This is a genomic window from Agarivorans sp. QJM3NY_30 (assembly GCF_050870855.2).
Classification (GTDB): Bacteria; Pseudomonadota; Gammaproteobacteria; order Enterobacterales; family Celerinatantimonadaceae; genus Agarivorans.
In genome coordinates, this window is sequence record NZ_CP194038.2 from 3,372,264 (window position 1) to 3,390,155 (window position 17,892).

A 17,892-nucleotide genomic window follows, 5' to 3' on the forward strand; every position below is an offset into this window, starting at 1 on the left:
TTCAGACCTTCAAACAAGCAACTCACCAAACAATAGTTCTTCTTGATAAATAAGTGCTAGAAACCCGAACCTGTATTCTATACTCATGTAATGAAAACAGGATTGAAAATACCTCTAACCATTTTGCTGGTAAGTCTTTTACTCCCTATCGGGCAAGCCTACCCAGAGACAATAATTCAAGTAGGGACGTTCAACCTCGACCTCGATAATAATCAGGAAGAGCCTCATCTACTTCATCTTAAGCAAGCCGCTAAGGCCTTAAACGTACAACTAGAACTAATACAACTCCCCGATGCGCGCTCGCATCATCTGGCAGAAGAAGGTCAATTAGGAGGAGAAGCATTTCCCTACGACCTGCCGAACCGCCAAGCGAGCAGCATGATGAAAGTAAATGTGCCCATCGAAAAAACAGAGCTTTGGGTATGGGTTCACAAAAGTAACTCATGCCTTAGCGATCATCGTCGACTCAACCAACTGAAACCCGTTGGAGTCAATGGGATCCCCTACTTTGAACTATTTTATCAGCTTTCCAATGTTGGTCATGCAAAAGTACAACATGCAGAGTCAATGCTAGAAATGTTGAACCGTCAACGAGCTGACTACTTTCCAGCATCGAAAAAAGCAGTCGCTTACTTGTTTAACCAAGTTCAACGCACCGATCTTAAAGCTTGTTTTGAACATCCCTATATAGAAATTCAAAGCTACTTCTATTTAAATAAACAATACCAACATCTCATTGAACCATTTGAGCAGCAACTACGAAAAGCCATTCAGCAACATACCGATGATGACACGTTGAAATAACGCCTCCGACCAAGAAGTCAACTTGATTTAAGCGAACTAAACGAGCATTGAGATAGAAAAAACTTAATCATGAGACACGAGTAGCCGCCTAGCCTAGTTAACTAATTTTCTAAAGTTAGTAGTGCCGCAATTCAACTGCTGCTACTGTTATGCCTCAATGATGCAAAACCACAGCAGGAGGATAGGTTTGAGTCGCTCTTCTTTCCAACAATTTCACTGGCATTCGAAACAATTTGCCTTAGCCAGTAATGACATTCATGCTTTTTACCACTTACTCGCCGAACAGATGCAGGGTTTAGCCTTGACCAAAAAGACCCTAGGTCATATTGAAGGCTATCCGCTGGAATTATATCAATCCGCTAATCCTCAACCGAAACTAGCAAATGTTTTGATTAGCGCGGGTTTTCATGGCGAAGAAGCAGCCGGCCCTTGGGGAATGCTCAAGTTTTTATCCACGCTTGACCCCAGTATCACTGAGCAACTCAACCTGAGCCTGTTGCCCTTGGTGAATCCCACCGGATTTAAAGCCGGTCATCGTTTTAATCAATTTGGCGAGAACCCTAACCGAGGTTTTCTTGTCGACAAAGGCCGTGCTAAACCAGCAGAAGATTGCTCGCGGGAAGGACAGCTATTAATCGCGCAACAAGCCCTGCTCAAAAACTTAAGCCAAGATGGGATCCTCACTTGTCACGAAGATGTATTACAACATAATTGTTATGTTTACTCTTTTGAGCCGGAGGCCGCAGCAGGTCCATTCAGCTATGCCTTACGCGATAGCTTAGCTGAATATTTCCCAGTTGCCGCCGACGAAAGCATCGATGGTTGCAAGCTTGAAGATGGTTTGATCCATAATCATTACGACAGCTCGTTCGAATCCTGTTTAGTTAAGCTAGGAGCCAAACGCGGTGCTTGTAGTGAGACACCAGCCTTAGAAGATTTTGATCAGCGCATCAATGCGAATTGCGCCGTGATGCAGCAATTTGTTAGTGCATCAATCGAATATCACACCAAACAAGTCTGAATATTGCCAGACTGAGGGGGATGAATCGTCGAGGATAAGTGTGGACAATATACTGATGGTGGATGTCTGCCAACCAGCCCCATGAAAGTTCGTCATCGACATAGTTCATGGGGCGAACCCGACTGTAAAACTGCCAGTAACAACAGGATTGCGTCGGCACTTAGATGTCGTAGCTTAGACGCTTATTCTTGCCGACAAAAATTCATCCGGTTCGCTTCCTTAAGTAAGCACCTAGCACTCGCTTCGATGATAAGTACACGTTTATCTCGAACTAAAATAAACCACGAAAACGCAATAACCGCCACGCTTATTCAGGCTTATTATCAGACTCTGACTGCAAATCAAGATGCATTTCGATGACCCCTTCTTCTAATTCAAATTTAACTCGAAACCCTAGATGTTTAGCCAATCCAGCCATGCCTCGATTTTGCATCATCGTAATACCACTTAAGGTCTGAGTTCCCGTACTTTGATAATAACGAATTAATTTTTGTAGCAATTGCTTACCAATTCCCTGCCCCTGTAAATCACTCCTAACCGCCATGGCAAATTCTGCTTCTAGGTTATCGGGATCAATCGAGGCTCGAACCACCCCTAAAATGGCTCGGTTATCACAGGCTTGTTCATCGACAGCAATAAAAGCCATTTCTCTGGCATAATCAATTTGAGTGAGCAAGGCCATTTCTTCGTGGGTCATTTGTCCACGAGCGCCAAAATAGCGTTTATAACGATCCTCTTCACTTAAAGAAGAGTCGAACGCTAAATGATTCGGCTCATCCTCAGGCAAAATAGGCCGCAGCAATACCCGAGTGCCACTCTTTATTTGGCAGTATTCTTCCAGCTCCTTAGGATAAGGACGAATCGCTAAACGTTGTACGCTCGGTTGCTCAGCATTCTGTAAGCGCATATTAACATCGAGTAAAATAATGCTATCTCCAGCAGCAAGAACCGGATTTAAATCTAAACGAGCAATTTCTGGACAATCGATGATCAAATTAGAGAGCCGAGTCAGCATGGTACATAAAGCCTCCATCTTCAGGCCATTGGGCAATTTTCGGTCTCGGATCTTTTGAGTCTTTAAGGCACTAATGACTAAGTAACGCGCCAAGCTCATATTTAATGGTGGCAGCGCTACGGCAGCATCTTTGGTTTCGTCCCATTCCGAGCCGCCTTCGCCTAAGAAAATCGCAGGGCCAAACACCGGATCGGTAATCACCGCAACTCTCAGTTCTTGAGCGCCTGCGGTCAGCGCCATTCGTTGCAAAATCATACCTTCCATTCTGGCGCTAGGAAAAGCCTGCTTCACTCGCGCCAACATCGATTCGGCTGCAATTGCCAACTCCTGTCGATTATTGATATTTAGGCTCACACCATGCACATCCGACTTATGTAGAATGTCCGGTGATTGTATTTTTAAGGCGACAGGGTAACCGATATCATCAGCACACCGCACCGCTTCTTCAACGTTAGGCACCAACCAGGTATCAATGGTTTGCAAGCCATAAGCTTGTAGTAATTGCTTCGCATCATGAGTTTCCAAGACCATTTTCTGTTGCTCTAAGGCTTGATGCAGTACCGCTTTGGCAGAACCATCGGGATCGAAAATGGGTTCGTCCATCGTACTTGGAGTTTCCGATAACAGCTTTTGATTGCGCCTAAATTCGACCATATGCATGAACGCCCCCACGGCACCCTCAGGCGTTCGATAACTTGGGATCCCAGCTTCGCTAAACGCTAAACGACCAGGATAAGCCGTTTTCTCCCCCATCCAATTAGTCAAAATATTAAGCCGTCGAGCGCGGCTATCTTGTTTAATTACCTCGATTAAAGCCGTAGCGGTGGCTTCCGCTCCCGCCAAGGCCGAGGGCGCATACATCAATAACAAAGCATCCGCTTCGCCACTACCAGCAACTATATCTAAGGCCTTCGCGTAACGACTCGGATCTGCATCACCAATAATATCTAAGGGATTTTGCCCGGACCAACCAACAGGTAACACCTTGGCCAAGTGAGCCAGAGTAGCGCTAGAAAACTGAGCTAGCTTTCCCCCCCGCTCCAATAGCGCATCAACCGCTAACACTGCAGGTCCACCACCATTACTAATGATCGCTAAACGTTCACCCTTTAAAGGATTGGCATAAGTTAATGTTTCAACAGCGGCGAACAATTCATGTAAGTCATTGACTCGTAACATCCCCGCGCGCTTAAACGCCGCATCATAAACCGCATCATTCCCCACGGGCCCGCCAGTGTGCAACGCCGCAGCCTGTGCCCCTAATCGACTACGACCAGACTTAATCACCAATATGGCCTTGTTACGCGACGCAGCACGTGCCGCCGACATAAAACGCTGGGTATCCTTGACCGAATCAATATATAGCATGATCACTTGGGTTTTCGGATCTCGTGAAAGATAATCCAGTAATTCGCCAAAATCGATATCTAAGGCATCTCCCAGAGAGATAAACGATGAAAAGCCGATCCCTTTGTTATTCGCCCAGTCTAAGACCGTGGTACATACCGCTGCAGACTGTGAAACAAACGCAATTTTTCCAGATCGGCAGTAAGTGTGAGCAAAAGAAGCATTTAGCCCGATATTTGGTAACATAATACCAAGGCTATTTGGTCCTAATATTCGCATCCCATAGCGCTGGGCAAACATTCGTAACTGCTCAAGAACTTTTAGCTCATTTTCGTCTTCAGCACTGTCCAAAACTCCTGCCGTAATAATTGCGGTTTTGCAGCCAAATTGGCCTAACTTTTCAATCTGCTCTGGAAGTCGCGCGGCATTCACACATAGAATGGCTAAATCGGGGCGTATAGGTAATTTCTCAATACTGGGATAAGCAAGCACCCCGAGCACCGCCTTATACTTTGGCGTCACTGGCATCACGGGTCCATTAAAGCCTGCGCTCATTAAATTTTTCATAACCACATTACCCGAGCGTAAACTTCGATTCGAGGCGCCAATAACCGCTATCGATTGAGGAGAAAACAGATCGTGGAGCTTTCGCTGACTCATTCTTTAATTCTCACATTAAATAAATTTAACTAGGGCCTGTTGAACTAATACGGTCAATATTAGCTCAAAATAAAACTACGTTAATCGTGTAGAAAGATATAAAACTTGGTTTAATAAGCGATTCCCTTGCAAACTTCCTTTAAAAGAGACAATTCTAAAAAACCGTTGAGCGCTATTAGCGAAGAATCAATACCCCGGAATCATCCGGAAATCACCTCTCCCATTGGCGTAATTAGAACTCTCTTTGTCGTTTGCCAAACTCAAGCCATCCACTAGCGCCATCCAACATTTATAGCTGAAAAATCGAGAAAAATTTTAAATTTGCCACTGGCTCAATAGATGCCGCCTGATGAAAATCGAAGCCACCTTGCAACATAGCAACTACAATAAACACAAAACAACTTAAGTTTTTTTAAGTTGAGCTACTTTTTCAAACAAATAACTAGACAAAAAAGTGTTTTTTATTCATACCTAGGGCATGTTGATACAAAACAAACCCTGCAATTTTAAGGAAAAAAAGCATGGCCTTAAGTTCTATGAGAGCAATCGACCACATGACCAAAAATCCGGTAACAGTAAAACCGGCGACCTCACTTTTTGAAGCTATTGATATCATGTTAGCTGCTAAGGTATCGGGTGCAACTGTGCTCAACGAACAGCGTGAAGTCGTAGGGGTAATTTCTGAGATAGACTGTTTACAAGCCATCCTAAAAGGCACCTATCATGGAGAGATCGGTGGCATGGTAAAAGAATTTATGACCGAAGAAGTGGATAGCGTGAGCCCAGATATGGATATCCTCGCCGTTGCCGAAAAACTCATCAACGATAAGCGCCGCAGATTACCAGTCGTAAAAGACGGCAAATTTATTGGTCAGTATAGTATCCGCAGTATTCTGAATGCAGTAAAAGACTTTAATATAAGCTAGCAGCAATTCGCACTTATATACCAATAGGCAGCAAACCGTTGCCTATTGGTGACGTTTAAAGCAAGCTTCTAAGCAGTTTGGTTCACCACCATTTGCTCTTGTAAACCTTCAATCTCAGCAATGATGTTTAGAGTGTTTTCACTATCAGGGATCATCAAGTCAAGCTCTGCGGTAAATACGTTTCCTCCAGCATCTGGCACACTCATACGATGACACTCTAACTTATTGACGCTCACCCCATGCCCCATCAATAAACGGGTTATATCATTAATCAAACCAGGGCGGTCCTCCGCATCAATCACTAAGCTCACCGCATCAGCACGACTAAGGTGGGCAGCCTTACACTCACAAATACTTAATTGTACATCGGGCAGATCTTGAAGGGCTTGTTGCAAGGCTTGATTATTCTTTTGCGGTACTTGCACTTTAAAGATGCACGCAAGCTGGCCATCAAGGTTCACCACTCGACTACTCAACCAAGTTCCTTGGTAGGAGTGGGTCAAATCAGCCAAGTTATTGAGTGTGCCTGGTTTATCTTCACCAATAACAGAAACTAAAAATAGCGCGCTCATACGCCTACCCCTTTTGCTATAAACCTAATTTAAGTCTATACCAAATAGGGGCGAACAGTGTGACCAAAGCCATTTTTTGATGGTGTATCTAGTAAAAGCCTTCAAAAATACCAAATAAGGACAAAATACTTTATTTTTTAATTACTTTTATATTTCACTCACAGAAATAGTTTGTGCTGCTCAAGCACAAAGCGACTATTGTTGGTAGACGCCTACATTGCTAAAACCAGCATCTTGTAAGTACAAAGCTTGCAGTTTACTCATGACGCCACGATCGCAATACAGCAGGTAATGTTTGCTCTGATCTAAGTCGCCAAATTGAGTGGCCAGTCTAAAGAAGGGAAGATGAATCACCGCCACCTTATCCATGGTAAAAGGTTTGAGCTCTTGCTCCTCTGGTGAGCGAATATCTAATACAACCGCTTCTTTGTCATTTTCAAGTTCAACAATATCAACTTGGTGAATTTGCGCATCGGATTCTTTCACAATGTCTCGAATATCGGTGATCCGGCATGCTTCGACAACCTGCTCCAAAATGCCAAAATCGAACTTTTCTTCTTCTGCCAATAATTTTGACTCAACCGCCTTCACGGTCGGTTTATTCGAAATCACCCCACAATACTCTGGCATTGTTTCAGCAAAATCACCGGTGCCAATACGCTTGGCAATATCGATAATATCTTGTTTATCGGTTGCAATCAGTGGCCGCAGGATCAATGTTTCGGAAACTCGGTCAATCATGCCTAAATTCACTAAGGTTTGGCTGGAAACTTGGCCCACAGCTTCACCTGTCACTAAGGCAGGGATATCGAGTTGTTGAGCCACCTTGGATGCTGCGCGTACCATCATCCGTTTCAGGACCACCCCCATTTGGCCGTTTTCAACTTTTTCCAAGATCTCATTCACCACCGGATCAAAATCAACGGCAACAAATTTAACCCGATGTGAAGAGCCAAAGCGTTTCCAAAGATGATGGGCAACTTGCTTCACGCCTAATTCGTGGGCCCGGCCTCCCAAATTAAAGAAACAATAATGAACCTTCGCCCCTCGCTTAATCAGCTGGTAGCTGGACACACCTGAATCAAAACCACCAGAAATTAAAGATAATACGCTTTCTTGAGTAGCAATTGGAAAACCACCCAAACCTTGATGTTTTGCCTGCACTAGGTAAACACAATCATCGGTTACTTCCAATTTCACGGTCACGTCTGGGTTTTTAAGCCGAACCCCATTACTCTCACAATGTTGATTTAAACCACCACCAACATAACGCTCCACTTCAATCGATGAGAAGTCTTGTTTGCCACTGCGCTTTACGCGCACGCAAAAGGTTTTATCTTTGAGCCGATCTTTCCACACGTCGTAAGTGAGTTCATACAAACTATGTAAATCGGTATAACTTTGCTGAGACACTTCTAAGAAATGGACAATACCGGGTGTCGACGACAGTGCGTCAATCAAGGCCTCTCGGTTTTGTTCGCTATCGTTACGAGAAGTAACAACCATCCGATCCCAATCTAAGCGCACCCGAATCGTTTCATCAATAGGACTGAGTACGTTACGAATATTACTTTGAAGGATCTTACTAAAGCGCTTGCGCACCGGCTTACTCTTCATCGCAATTTCAGGGAATAGTTTAACGATAAACTTCATAACTCAGGGCCTCGACAAATTTGGCCGCGAATTATAACGCGAGTTCAGCCAACGAGCCAATTTTGTTTAATGTGAACCCAAACTTAAGCGCGCAGCCAAACAGGGAGATAACATGCCAACAAGAGATGACAAGAAAAAGCCTCCCCTTAATAGGGAAGGCTTCGTTCACCAAAAACGACAGAAAATATGCTTGAAATTAAAAACAGACACTCGCCAAGTGGCAAATAAAACACGATTACCGCGATTCATTTCAAGACGAAATTAACCACGGCTATTTACCGAATGCGCTATAAAAAGATTATTGCTCGGAGACCGCAATCTCACCCGATTGCGCCGCTTTCCCCTGCATAATACCTATTTCAACTCGACGATTACGTCGACGATTCTCTTCGGTGTTATTTTTAACCAAAGGTTTGGTATCGGCCATACCGCTAACAATCAGACGATTTTCGTCAAACCCTTTCACTTTAATCAATTCATGAGCCACCGAAACCGCTCGCTGGCTAGAAAGATCCCAGTTAGAGCGATACAATTCCGACTCAGTTTGTTGATTATCCGTATGCCCGGAGACTGTGACTACCCCGGGGATATCTTTAATCACTTCCCCAACCCGCTGGATCACTGGACGGAACTTAGGTTGTAAGAATGCCGACCCCGAAGGAAAGGCTCCTTTTTCTCGGACCCGAATGATAATCTGTTGGCCCAGAGACTCAACTTCAATCGCCCCGTCTTCAATTTGATCGCGCAGTTGTTGAGCAATCCGCTTAGCCGTTTGATTCTGCTGACTCTGCTGCTGAGCCTGACTTTGTGCAGACTGCGCTTGAGTGGCCGTGGCCCGTCCACCGCTTTGTTCCCCAGTCTTATTTTGGCCCCCGGCATCGGCTTCTTCACCATCATGAAATTCAAGCTTTGCCTGAGTCATATCAATGGTTTGTTGCATAATGGTCTCAATCGGAGTTGGCTCTGGCCGACCAGGGCGGAACTCCTGAGCGATCACCGAAGTCCCTTTGGGAATATCCTTCACTTCAAGTAAGTTTTGTACCCCAAAGGCATATTTCATCGAGCCTGCAATCTGCTTGAACTTCATTACGTCCATTTCAGAGAATGCCAAAAGCAATACAAAGAAACACATTAATAAAGACATTAGATCAGCGAAGGTACCCATCCATGCAGGCAGACCAGGAGGAGGACATTTGCAAGGTTCTTCCATACTCAATCACCTATTCGTCAGTGGTACCCAAAGAACGCTTTCCTTCAGGAAGGTAATTTTTCAGAACACCTTCAATGACCCGCGGGTTTTGGCCATCTTGAATTCCCAAAACCGCATCCAAAATTAAACTACGATTGAGCTTTTCTTCACCCGCTCGTAAGCGTAACTTATCGGCAATCGGTATCGCGACCATGTTAGCTAAAACCGCACCATAAAGCGTGGTTAACAGCGCGACCGCCATCGAAGGTCCAATCGATTTTGGATCATCCATATTGGATAGCATCGCCACCAAACCAATCAGAGTACCAATCATCCCCATCGCTGGCCCTACATCGCCAATGGCCGTAAAAATTCCAGCACCAAATTCATGCCGTTCGGTGGTTAGCGCAATGTCTTTTTCCATGGTTGCGCGCACCACGTCCGCATCATGCCCATCAACTAACATATCGATGCCTTTTTGCATGAAGGGATTGGTAATTTCTGCTTCTTCTAAAGCTAGAAAACCACCTTTACGAGCTGCATCAGCCATCTCCACCGAGCGCTCAATTAAGTCATCAGGCTTATCGGTCTTAAACATAAAAGCCTTTACAGCTATTTTCACAGCCCCCAGAAACTGTCCTAAATTGTATTTCATCAATACAACAAACAAAGAGCCACAAAAAACAATTAATATCGAGGGGACATCGACAAAAATCCCGATCCCGCCCCCCATCACCATCGCCATTACAACGAACGCGAATGCACCAATAATCCCGATCAGCGTTGCTAAATCCACTACTTATTCCTTTTAACCGGTAGCCTGGAAACTCTAATTAAACTAATACTAGTCTACTCTCAAAACAGAATCGAAGGTATTTTTGTGTTCGTTTATCAATATCTTGAAAAAGTCTATCGTTCTTTATTTATCGACCGAAATTAAAATACTTGAATCACAAGTTTGACCTACCTAAACGCCTAGGGTAAGTTTGCGCCAGCAGAAGCATCATGGAGGCCTTAGCAATGGTTGCCAAAAAACCCGAAAAAATGAAGTTTGAAGAGACCTTAGACGAACTCGAAGATATTGTTCAACAACTAGAACAAGGTGAACTGAGCCTTGAAGATTCTCTCAAGCAATTTGAACGCGGCATTAGTCTAGCCAATGCAGGACAAAGTAAGTTGCAGCAGGCTCAACAACAGGTCGAGATTCTCCGCCAACAACACCATGGAGATAGCTTAGAGCCCTTAACACAGGAGCCCACTGAGTGAATCACAAATTGGCTCATGTTCTCGGCCACTATCAAACACAAATCAATACCTATTTAGAACAGGTATTACAGCAGCAGCCCGTCAGTGATCCCCGTTTATTAGCGGCGATGCAGCATGGTCTATTATTAGGTGGAAAAAGGATCCGTCCTCTATTGGTCTATTTAGTGGGCCAACTCAATCAAGCCCCAATGGCGGCATTGAATGCCGCGGCGGCCGCAGTTGAATGTATTCATGCCTATTCCTTAATTCATGACGACTTGCCAGCCATGGATGATGATGCATTACGTCGCGGCCAGCCGACCTGTCATATCAGCTTCGATGAAGCAACCGCCATCTTAGCTGGAGACGCCTTACAAAGCCTCGCCTTCAACTTACTCGCCGAAGCCCCCGTGAATGATGCGCAAAAAGTGGCGATGTTAAAAGTATTGAGCCAAGCGGCAGGTTACAATGGCATGTGTGGCGGACAAGCCTTAGATATTGCGGCGACCGACCAAACGGTTACGCTGGCACAGTTAGAAACCGTGCATCAACATAAGACTGGTGCATTGATTCAGGCAGCGGTCATGATGGGCGCAATTTGTGCCAATATCAGCCATGCTGAACAGCAAGCCTTGCTTCGGTACGCCGACGCGTTAGGCTTGGCATTTCAAGTCCGAGATGACATTTTAGATATTATTAGCGATACCGATACCCTAGGTAAACCACAGGGCTCAGACCAAGCTTTAAATAAAAGTACCTACCCCAGTTTATTGGGTATCGAGGGCGCTATCGCAAAAGCCGAAACTCTTGGTAAAGAAGCACTTCAAGCCTTAGAGACTTTGCCTTACAATGGCGAACAGCTCGCCCTTTTGGCGGATTATGTCGTGCATCGAGACAACTAGTCGCAGACGATAAAAAACGATAAGCATTTTATGACACTGAATATAAAAAATTACCCAACTTTAGCCTTAGCCGATTTGCCAGAACAATTACGTCAGCTAGAGCTACAACAGCTTCCTCAGCTGTGTGATGAACTTCGCCAATATTTGCTTAACAGTGTCAGCCAATCGAGTGGCCATTTGGCCTCAGGACTCGGTGCAGTAGAACTCACCGTTGCGCTACATTATGTCTACAATACTCCCTTCGATAAACTGGTATGGGATGTCGGCCATCAGGCTTACCCGCATAAGATCCTCACTGGTCGCCGTGAGCAAATGTCGACCATTCGCCAATTCAAGGGACTACACCCTTTCCCTTGGCGCGAAGAAAGCGAATATGATGTGCTCAGCGTGGGGCATTCCAGCACTTCGATTGGTGCAGCCCTAGGCATCGCCATAGCGGCCGAGAAAGAACAATTAGACCGTAAAGTAGTCGCGGTCATTGGCGACGGCGCAATTACCGCTGGCATGGCTTTTGAAGCCCTCAACCACGCGGGAGCCGCTCACAATGACATGCTGGTGATCTTAAACGACAACGAGATGTCGATTTCTGAAAATGTCGGCGCATTAAACAATTCCTTAGCAAATATTTTATCCGGATCGCTGTATTCTTCACTTCGAGAAGGAGGGAAAAAAGTACTCAGCGGCATGCCACCCATTAAAGAGCTCGCCCGCCGCGCCGAAGAACACCTGAAAGGAATGGTTGTCCCAGGCACCTTATTCGAAGAATTTGGCTTTAACTACATCGGCCCTATCGATGGACACGATGTCAAAGGCTTGGTGAGAACCTTAAGCAATATGCGCGACCTTAAAGGTCCGCAGTTGCTACATATTATGACCAAAAAAGGCAAAGGCTACTTACCCGCAGAGCAGGATCCGATTGGTTATCACGGGGTTCCCAAATTTGACCCGAGCCAAGATAACCTACCTAAAAGCAAGGGCTCTGCCCCCACTTTTTCAAAGGTATTTGGCGACTGGTTATGCGACATGGCGGCAATAGACGATAAGCTGATGGGTATCACTCCTGCCATGCGAGAAGGCTCAGGTATGGTGCGCTTCTCCAAACAATTTCCCGAACAATACTTCGATGTTGCGATTGCAGAACAACACGCGGTAACCTTTGCAGCAGGTTTGGCAATTGCTGGCTACCAGCCTGTGGTCGCCATTTATAGTACCTTTTTACAACGTGCCTATGACCAAGTCATTCATGATGTAGCCATTCAAAACTTACCGGTATTATTTGCTATCGACCGCGCCGGAATTGTTGGTGCTGATGGCCCAACCCATCAAGGAGCCTTCGATCTGAGTTATCTCAGAGCCATTCCAAATTTAGTGATTATGGCTCCAGCCAATGAAAATGAATGCCGACAAATGCTTTATACTGGCTATCAACATCAAGGCCCGGCAGCGGTGCGCTATCCTCGAGGAGGGGCAGATAACAGCCCCATCAACCCAGAGATGCAGGCGCTAGAAATTGGCAAGGCGCGTAGCATCCGAAAAGGTCGCTCGATTGCGATACTGAACTTTGGCAGTTTATTAGCCAAAGCCCTGCCCGTTGCGGAAGTCTTAGACGCCAGTTTAATCGATATGCGTTTTATCAAACCTCTCGACCAAGATTGTATTCGTAGCCTCGTGGGTCAACACCAACTACTGGTCACCTTGGAAGAAAATGCGATTCAGGGCGGTGCCGGTTCAGCGGTCAACGAGTTTTTGTTCGCTGAGCAGCTCAACCAAGTGCAGGTGTTAAATATCGGTTTACCCGATCATTTCATCGAACAAGGCAGCCAAGCAGAAATCTATCAGCTGTTAAAACTAGACAGTGACGGGATCCGTCAACAAATTGAAGCTTTTAGCCTAAAATCTCAAGGCCTTAACTAAGCGCCTTACAAAGTCGACATCAGTGATTGAGTCACTCGCCCCAGCGCGTGTTGCTTAGTCACTTGATGATTGACGATTAATTAAATTGTTCTAGATGTTCAAATAAAGGAACTGGACTCGCAGGATTAATACTTTCAAAGTTAACTTGCTGATTTATTGCCCAAATAGTGCGTTGCCAATAAAGTGGCACAAACACCGCTTCTTGATAAAGTTGTCGCTCTAGAACTTGAACAATCTTCGCCCGTTTCACTTCATCCAACTCTTGTTCACCAGCTAAGATAAGCTGTTCAACTTTATCACTTTGATAGCTGGCACATCGACTGGGCTCTGCATAGCTTTCAGGATCTTGCAAAAACATCGAGCGAGCGATGCTTAAAACATTTCCTGCATCACTCTGACGACGCGTTAAAATTACATCACTACTGCAGTGCTCAATACTTTGCTGATATTGCTGCTCATCCAGCCATTCCGGCTGCAAATTAATATTGACTCTATCCAGCATCGTCACTAATTGCTGAACCACCTTGGCGTTATCTTCAAAGATCCATTTTGGTACTGCCATACTCAATTGAAAACCTTTTGCATAGCCAGCTTGCTGCAATAATTGATGCGCCAGCTGCAAGTTATAACGTGGCACTAAATTCGAGTTATAACCCAGTTGCCCAGGAATACTGAGTTGAGTGGAAGCCACAGTATAAGGGCCAAGTACCTCCGCTAGATGAACATTATCAATGGCTAGATTAAGCGCTTGGCGCACCACCCGATTGGCCAAAGCGGGATGCCTTTGATTCAGTTCAATAGCCAGCCATTTCAATCCTTCGGTTTGGATCACCCGTAATTGCTTATCTTTATTTAGCATATCGACATAACTATCTGGCACATGATCAACTATATCAACATCACGAGAGAATAGACTCGCCATACGCATTGTTGCCTGCTTGATCGGCACCACTTTAACTTGAGTAATGTTGCCTCGATTCGCCCGCCAATAGTCAGAGTTAAGACTAAACTCCGTCACAATTCCTGGCACATAGCGACTTAACTTAAATGGTCCAGTGCCCGATACAATTGGTAACTGCTCTGATGATTCAGAACCTTCCTCTAAATGGGATAAATAGAACTGCTTATCCGCCGGAAAAATAAAACTAAGCCTTTGTATAAGTTCTGAAAATGGTCGATAGGTGCGAACTTCAAACTGTAATTGGTTAAGCGCAGTGATGCTCTTAATGGGGGCAAATAGTGCTTGTAGGTGGGGCAGATAACGTAATTGTTCAAAGGTCCATGCTACATCCTCTGCGCTTAAGCGGTTTCCAGAATGAAAATCCACATTTTCCCGTAACTGAAATTGGATCTGGGTTGGCGAAATAACTTTCCATTTAGTCACCAAACGCGGGGTTACTCGGCCCTGTTGATCGAGTAAAAAAAGTGGATCAAATAATAGATGATTCATGAAGTTACTAATGGCGTCAACTTCGTCCACGATAGCGCTTGGCCTTGTCTGAAACGCGGTCCCCCAAACTAATAATTTGGCTTCTACCTGAGTCAGCCCAATACAGCTTAACACTAGCATCAAGCCTAAATGCTTTAATCTTGCTTTGTAACGACTACGCAATCGGAGATCCTAATGGCTTTCTTAGCTTTCTGGCTAAGTTACACCGGATTAAGCAATAAAAAAAGCGGGACTCGCCCGCTTGTCATGGTTTTCAAATAACTTAGGCTATTCGCCCCTCTTCTCGAGCAAAACAAGCTACCTGAGCTAGACCATCAACAACCAACGACGGTTGCTCGGCGTAACAACGTTCCTTAGCATAACGACAACGCGCATGGAAAGCGCAGCCCACAGGCGGATTTAGCGGTGAGGGTAATTCCCCTTCCAGCTTTATCTTCTCTCGACGATGCGCTGGGTTTAGCCGCGGTGTACTCGACAACAAAGCCTGAGTATAGGGATGTTTGGGATTGGCAAACAACTCTTCACAACTAGCATATTCAACCGCTTTCCCAAGGTACATCACCATCACTTCATCAGCGATGTGTTCCACTACCGATAAGTCATGAGAAATAAAGATATAACTTAAGCCCATCTCCTCTTGCAGATCCATCATCAGATTAAGTACCTGTGCCTGTACCGACACATCTAAGGCAGAAACTGGCTCATCGGCAACCACCACCTTTGGATCGAGCATTAAACCACGAGCAATCGCGATACGTTGCCGTTGTCCACCCGAGAACATGTGCGGGTAACGATCGTAATGCTCGGGACGTAAACCAACTTTAGCAAGCATTGCTTGTGCTTTTTGTTTACGTTCAGACTTGCTCATACTGCTATTAATCAATAACGGTTCTTCTAAGATCGTTCCAACCTTCTTACGCGGATTGAGCGAACCATAGGGATTCTGAAAGATGATTTGGATCTTCTGCCGTAGCGCCTTCGCTGCATCTTTACCTAAGCTTAAGATGTCTTTACCATCAAAACACAACTCACCAGCAGTGGGGGTTTCGATCATGGTCAATACTCGGGCTAAGGTCGACTTACCACAGCCCGACTCTCCCACCACCGCCAAGGTTTTCCCTTTCGCTAATTCAAAGCTTACACCATCGAGGGCTTTCACCGTCGCATCGGGCTTAAACATCCCTGCTTTCACGTGATAATGTTTTTTCACAGCATTCACTGACAACACTGGCTCCAATACTTCAAGCTTAGTGTTCACAGTACTCAGTGCTGCGGCTTTCATAATACTGTCACTCATGCACTTGGTCTCCCAGCATCATCTAGGGGGGTGAAACAACGCACCTGACGCTCGCCATCGTGCTGCATCGTCGGTCGTTCATTGCGGCAACGATCGCTCGCATAGGCGCAGCGAGGATTGAGCAAACAGCCAACCGGACGATCAAAGGCACCGGGAACAACTCCGGGTAAGGCATCTAAACGCGCCTTACCAGCAGAGGACTCCGGTAACGAGCGAAGCAAGGCCTGCGTGTATGGGTGTTTAGGATTCGAAAAAATAGCATCGGCAGGACCAGTTTCGACCACTTGCCCTGCATACATCACAATCACCCGATGGGCTGATTCGGCGACTAAAGCAAGATCGTGAGTAATCAACACTAGGCCCATATTTTTTTGTTTTTGTAGATCTAATAACAAATCAACAATTTGCGCCTGAATTGTCACATCTAATGCGGTAGTGGGTTCATCGGCGATTAACAATTTGGGATCACAGGCAATCGCCATCGCAATCATCACTCGTTGGCTCATCCCACCAGAGAGTTGGTGAGGGTAAGTTTTTAAACGTGACTCAGGATCGGGGATCCCCACCTGATCCAACAGTTCAATCACCCGCTGGCGACGCCACTTCTTATTACCACTTTGGTGAATTTTCAGCGCTTCGCTAATCTGGAATTCAACCGTATAACAAGGGTTGAGACTCGACATTGGCTCTTGAAAGATCATCGCGATCTCTGCCCCGGTAATCGCGCGGCGTTTATTTTCCGACATCGCTAATAAGTCTTGGTCTTCAAACTTCAAGGTATCAGCACTCACTTTTCCTGGGTAATCAATCAGCCCCATGATCGACAAGGAACTAACACTTTTACCGGAACCTGATTCCCCTACAATCCCAACAATTTCACCTTTTTCAACACTGTAAGCCACTTGGTCTACTGCACGAAAGGGATTGGGGCCATCACCGAATTCAACAGTGAGGTTGTTCACTTCTAATAAAGACACGGATTCATCTCCTACTGCTTCAGTTTCGGATCGAGGGCATCACGTAAGCCATCACCCATTAAATTAAAGGCTAACACCGTCAGTAAGATCACCAGTCCAGGGAAGGTCACCACCCACCAAGCACTTTGCACAAACTGTAATGCATCCGCCAACATACTTCCCCATTCTGGCCTCGGTGGCTGAGCACCCAAACCAAGGAAGCCTAAAGCAGCCATATCTAAAATGGCATTTGAAAAGCCCAACGTTGCTTGCACAATCAGCGGAGCCAAACAATTAGGTAAAATGGTAATAAACATCAAACGAAAAGAACCTGCGCCAGCAACCCGCGAAGAGATCACATAATCTTTATTGAGCTCAGCAATGGTCGAGGCGCGAGCCAAGCGAACATAGTGAGGCATCGAAACAATCGCAATCGCCATCGCCGCGTTAAAGATACTGGGGCCTAAGATAGCCACAATCGCAATCGCTAACAATAAACTGGGCATGGCCAGCATAATGTCCACGGCTCGCATGATGATCGTTTCTACCACCCCGCGATAGAAACCAGCAATTAAACCGAATAGTACGCCAAAACCTAAGGAGAGCGTCACCACCAGGAAGCCAATAAATAACGACAACCGAGCACCGTGAATTAAACGCGATAAAATATCTCGTCCCACCGCATCGGTCCCCAGTAGATAAGTGCTATTGCCACCTTCTGCCCAAGATGGGGGTATTAATAAGGCATCCCGATATTGCTCGAAAGGCGAATGGGGAGCAATCAGCGGCGCGAATATCGCAAGCAAGATCATCGAGACAATGAAAATCAAACCAATCACCGCACCGGTATTCTGGCTAAAATAGCTCCAAAATTCCTGTAAGGGGGTTTGTACTTTTGGCCCTGTCACTTCAGGGCGAACAGTTTGTTCAGACATTAACAG

At 45.5% G+C, this 17,892-nt stretch carries 15 protein-coding genes; 6 read left to right on the top strand and 9 right to left on the bottom strand.

The annotated features are described in order from the left end of the window. Nucleotides 1-102: 102 nt before the first annotated feature. On the top strand, nt 103-804 hold the full coding sequence (locus tag ACRRSX_RS15365; RefSeq protein WP_432452330.1) for a hypothetical protein: 702 nt from the start codon (nt 103-105) through the stop codon (nt 802-804). A 187-nt stretch (nt 805-991) separates the two neighbouring features. Then, nucleotides 992-1,825 (top strand): N-acetyl-ornithine deacetylase, encoded by an 834-nt coding sequence (locus ACRRSX_RS15370; RefSeq protein WP_432452329.1) that lies wholly within the window; start codon nt 992-994, stop codon nt 1,823-1,825. Nucleotides 1,826-2,132: 307 nt separating this feature from the next. On the opposite strand, the gene ACRRSX_RS15375 is transcribed toward ACRRSX_RS15370, so the two are convergent. Continuing rightward, a complete protein-coding gene (locus tag ACRRSX_RS15375; RefSeq protein ID WP_432452328.1) occupies nt 2,133-4,847 on the bottom strand; it encodes a bifunctional acetate--CoA ligase family protein/GNAT family N-acetyltransferase in 2,715 nt (904 codons plus the stop codon). A gap of 521 nt (nt 4,848-5,368) precedes the next feature. Between ACRRSX_RS15375 and ACRRSX_RS15380 the strand changes: the two genes are divergently transcribed. Beyond that, nucleotides 5,369-5,773 (top strand): CBS domain-containing protein, encoded by a 405-nt coding sequence (locus ACRRSX_RS15380; RefSeq protein WP_432452327.1) that lies wholly within the window; start codon nt 5,369-5,371, stop codon nt 5,771-5,773. A gap of 68 nt (nt 5,774-5,841) precedes the next feature. Here ACRRSX_RS15380 and ACRRSX_RS15385 read toward each other — a convergent pair whose 3' ends face one another. The 4 genes from ACRRSX_RS15385 to pomA form a co-directional block, all read right to left on the bottom strand. Beyond that, the gene (locus ACRRSX_RS15385; RefSeq protein ID WP_432452326.1) at nt 5,842-6,345 is read right to left on the bottom strand and encodes a glycine cleavage system protein R; all 504 of its coding nucleotides are present in this window, start codon (nt 6,343-6,345) and stop codon (nt 5,842-5,844) included. A 195-nt stretch (nt 6,346-6,540) separates the two neighbouring features. Continuing rightward, nucleotides 6,541-7,998, bottom strand: coding sequence for a tRNA uracil 4-sulfurtransferase ThiI (gene thiI, locus ACRRSX_RS15390; protein WP_432452325.1), 1,458 nt, complete (start codon nt 7,996-7,998; stop codon nt 6,541-6,543). A gap of 298 nt (nt 7,999-8,296) precedes the next feature. Beyond that, the gene (locus tag ACRRSX_RS15395; RefSeq protein ID WP_432452324.1) at nt 8,297-9,208 is read right to left on the bottom strand and encodes a flagellar motor protein MotB; all 912 of its coding nucleotides are present in this window, start codon (nt 9,206-9,208) and stop codon (nt 8,297-8,299) included. Nucleotides 9,209-9,218: 10 nt separating this feature from the next. Further along, nucleotides 9,219-9,983: a flagellar motor protein PomA gene (pomA, locus tag ACRRSX_RS15400; protein ID WP_432452323.1), complete on the bottom strand. Its 765-nt coding sequence runs from the start codon at nt 9,981-9,983 to the stop codon at nt 9,219-9,221. 224 nt (nt 9,984-10,207) lie between these two features. Here pomA and ACRRSX_RS15405 point away from each other — a divergent pair, with 224 nt between their 5' ends. Genes ACRRSX_RS15405 through dxs form a run of 3 tightly spaced genes read left to right on the top strand, consistent with a single transcriptional unit; the run spans nt 10,208 to nt 13,248 of the window. Continuing rightward, nucleotides 10,208-10,453: an exodeoxyribonuclease VII small subunit gene (locus ACRRSX_RS15405; protein ID WP_432452322.1), complete on the top strand. Its 246-nt coding sequence runs from the start codon at nt 10,208-10,210 to the stop codon at nt 10,451-10,453. After that, the gene (gene ispA, locus ACRRSX_RS15410) at nt 10,450-11,334 is read left to right on the top strand and encodes a (2E,6E)-farnesyl diphosphate synthase (RefSeq protein WP_432452321.1); all 885 of its coding nucleotides are present in this window, start codon (nt 10,450-10,452) and stop codon (nt 11,332-11,334) included. Before ACRRSX_RS15405 ends, ispA begins: the two co-directional genes overlap by 4 nt. Nucleotides 11,335-11,364: 30 nt before the next feature. Continuing rightward, complete coding sequence (gene dxs, locus ACRRSX_RS15415) at nt 11,365-13,248, top strand: 1-deoxy-D-xylulose-5-phosphate synthase (protein WP_432452320.1); 1,884 nt, start codon at nt 11,365-11,367, stop codon at nt 13,246-13,248. 76 nt (nt 13,249-13,324) lie between these two features. On the opposite strand, the gene ACRRSX_RS15420 is transcribed toward dxs, so the two are convergent. The 4 genes from ACRRSX_RS15420 to dppC form a co-directional block, all read right to left on the bottom strand. Beyond that, complete coding sequence (locus tag ACRRSX_RS15420) at nt 13,325-14,860, bottom strand: ABC transporter substrate-binding protein (RefSeq protein ID WP_432452319.1); 1,536 nt, start codon at nt 14,858-14,860, stop codon at nt 13,325-13,327. A gap of 100 nt (nt 14,861-14,960) precedes the next feature. After that, the gene (locus ACRRSX_RS15425) at nt 14,961-15,995 is read right to left on the bottom strand and encodes a peptide ABC transporter ATP-binding protein (protein WP_432452318.1); all 1,035 of its coding nucleotides are present in this window, start codon (nt 15,993-15,995) and stop codon (nt 14,961-14,963) included. Further along, nucleotides 15,992-16,972, bottom strand: a complete 981-nt coding sequence (dppD, locus tag ACRRSX_RS15430; RefSeq protein WP_432452317.1) for a dipeptide ABC transporter ATP-binding protein — start codon at nt 16,970-16,972, stop codon at nt 15,992-15,994. The genes ACRRSX_RS15425 and dppD overlap by 4 nt, the downstream gene beginning before the upstream one ends. 11 nt (nt 16,973-16,983) lie before the next feature. Continuing rightward, nucleotides 16,984-17,886 (bottom strand): dipeptide ABC transporter permease DppC, encoded by a 903-nt coding sequence (gene dppC, locus ACRRSX_RS15435; RefSeq protein WP_432452316.1) that lies wholly within the window; start codon nt 17,884-17,886, stop codon nt 16,984-16,986. Between the last annotated feature and the right edge of the window lie 6 nt (nt 17,887-17,892).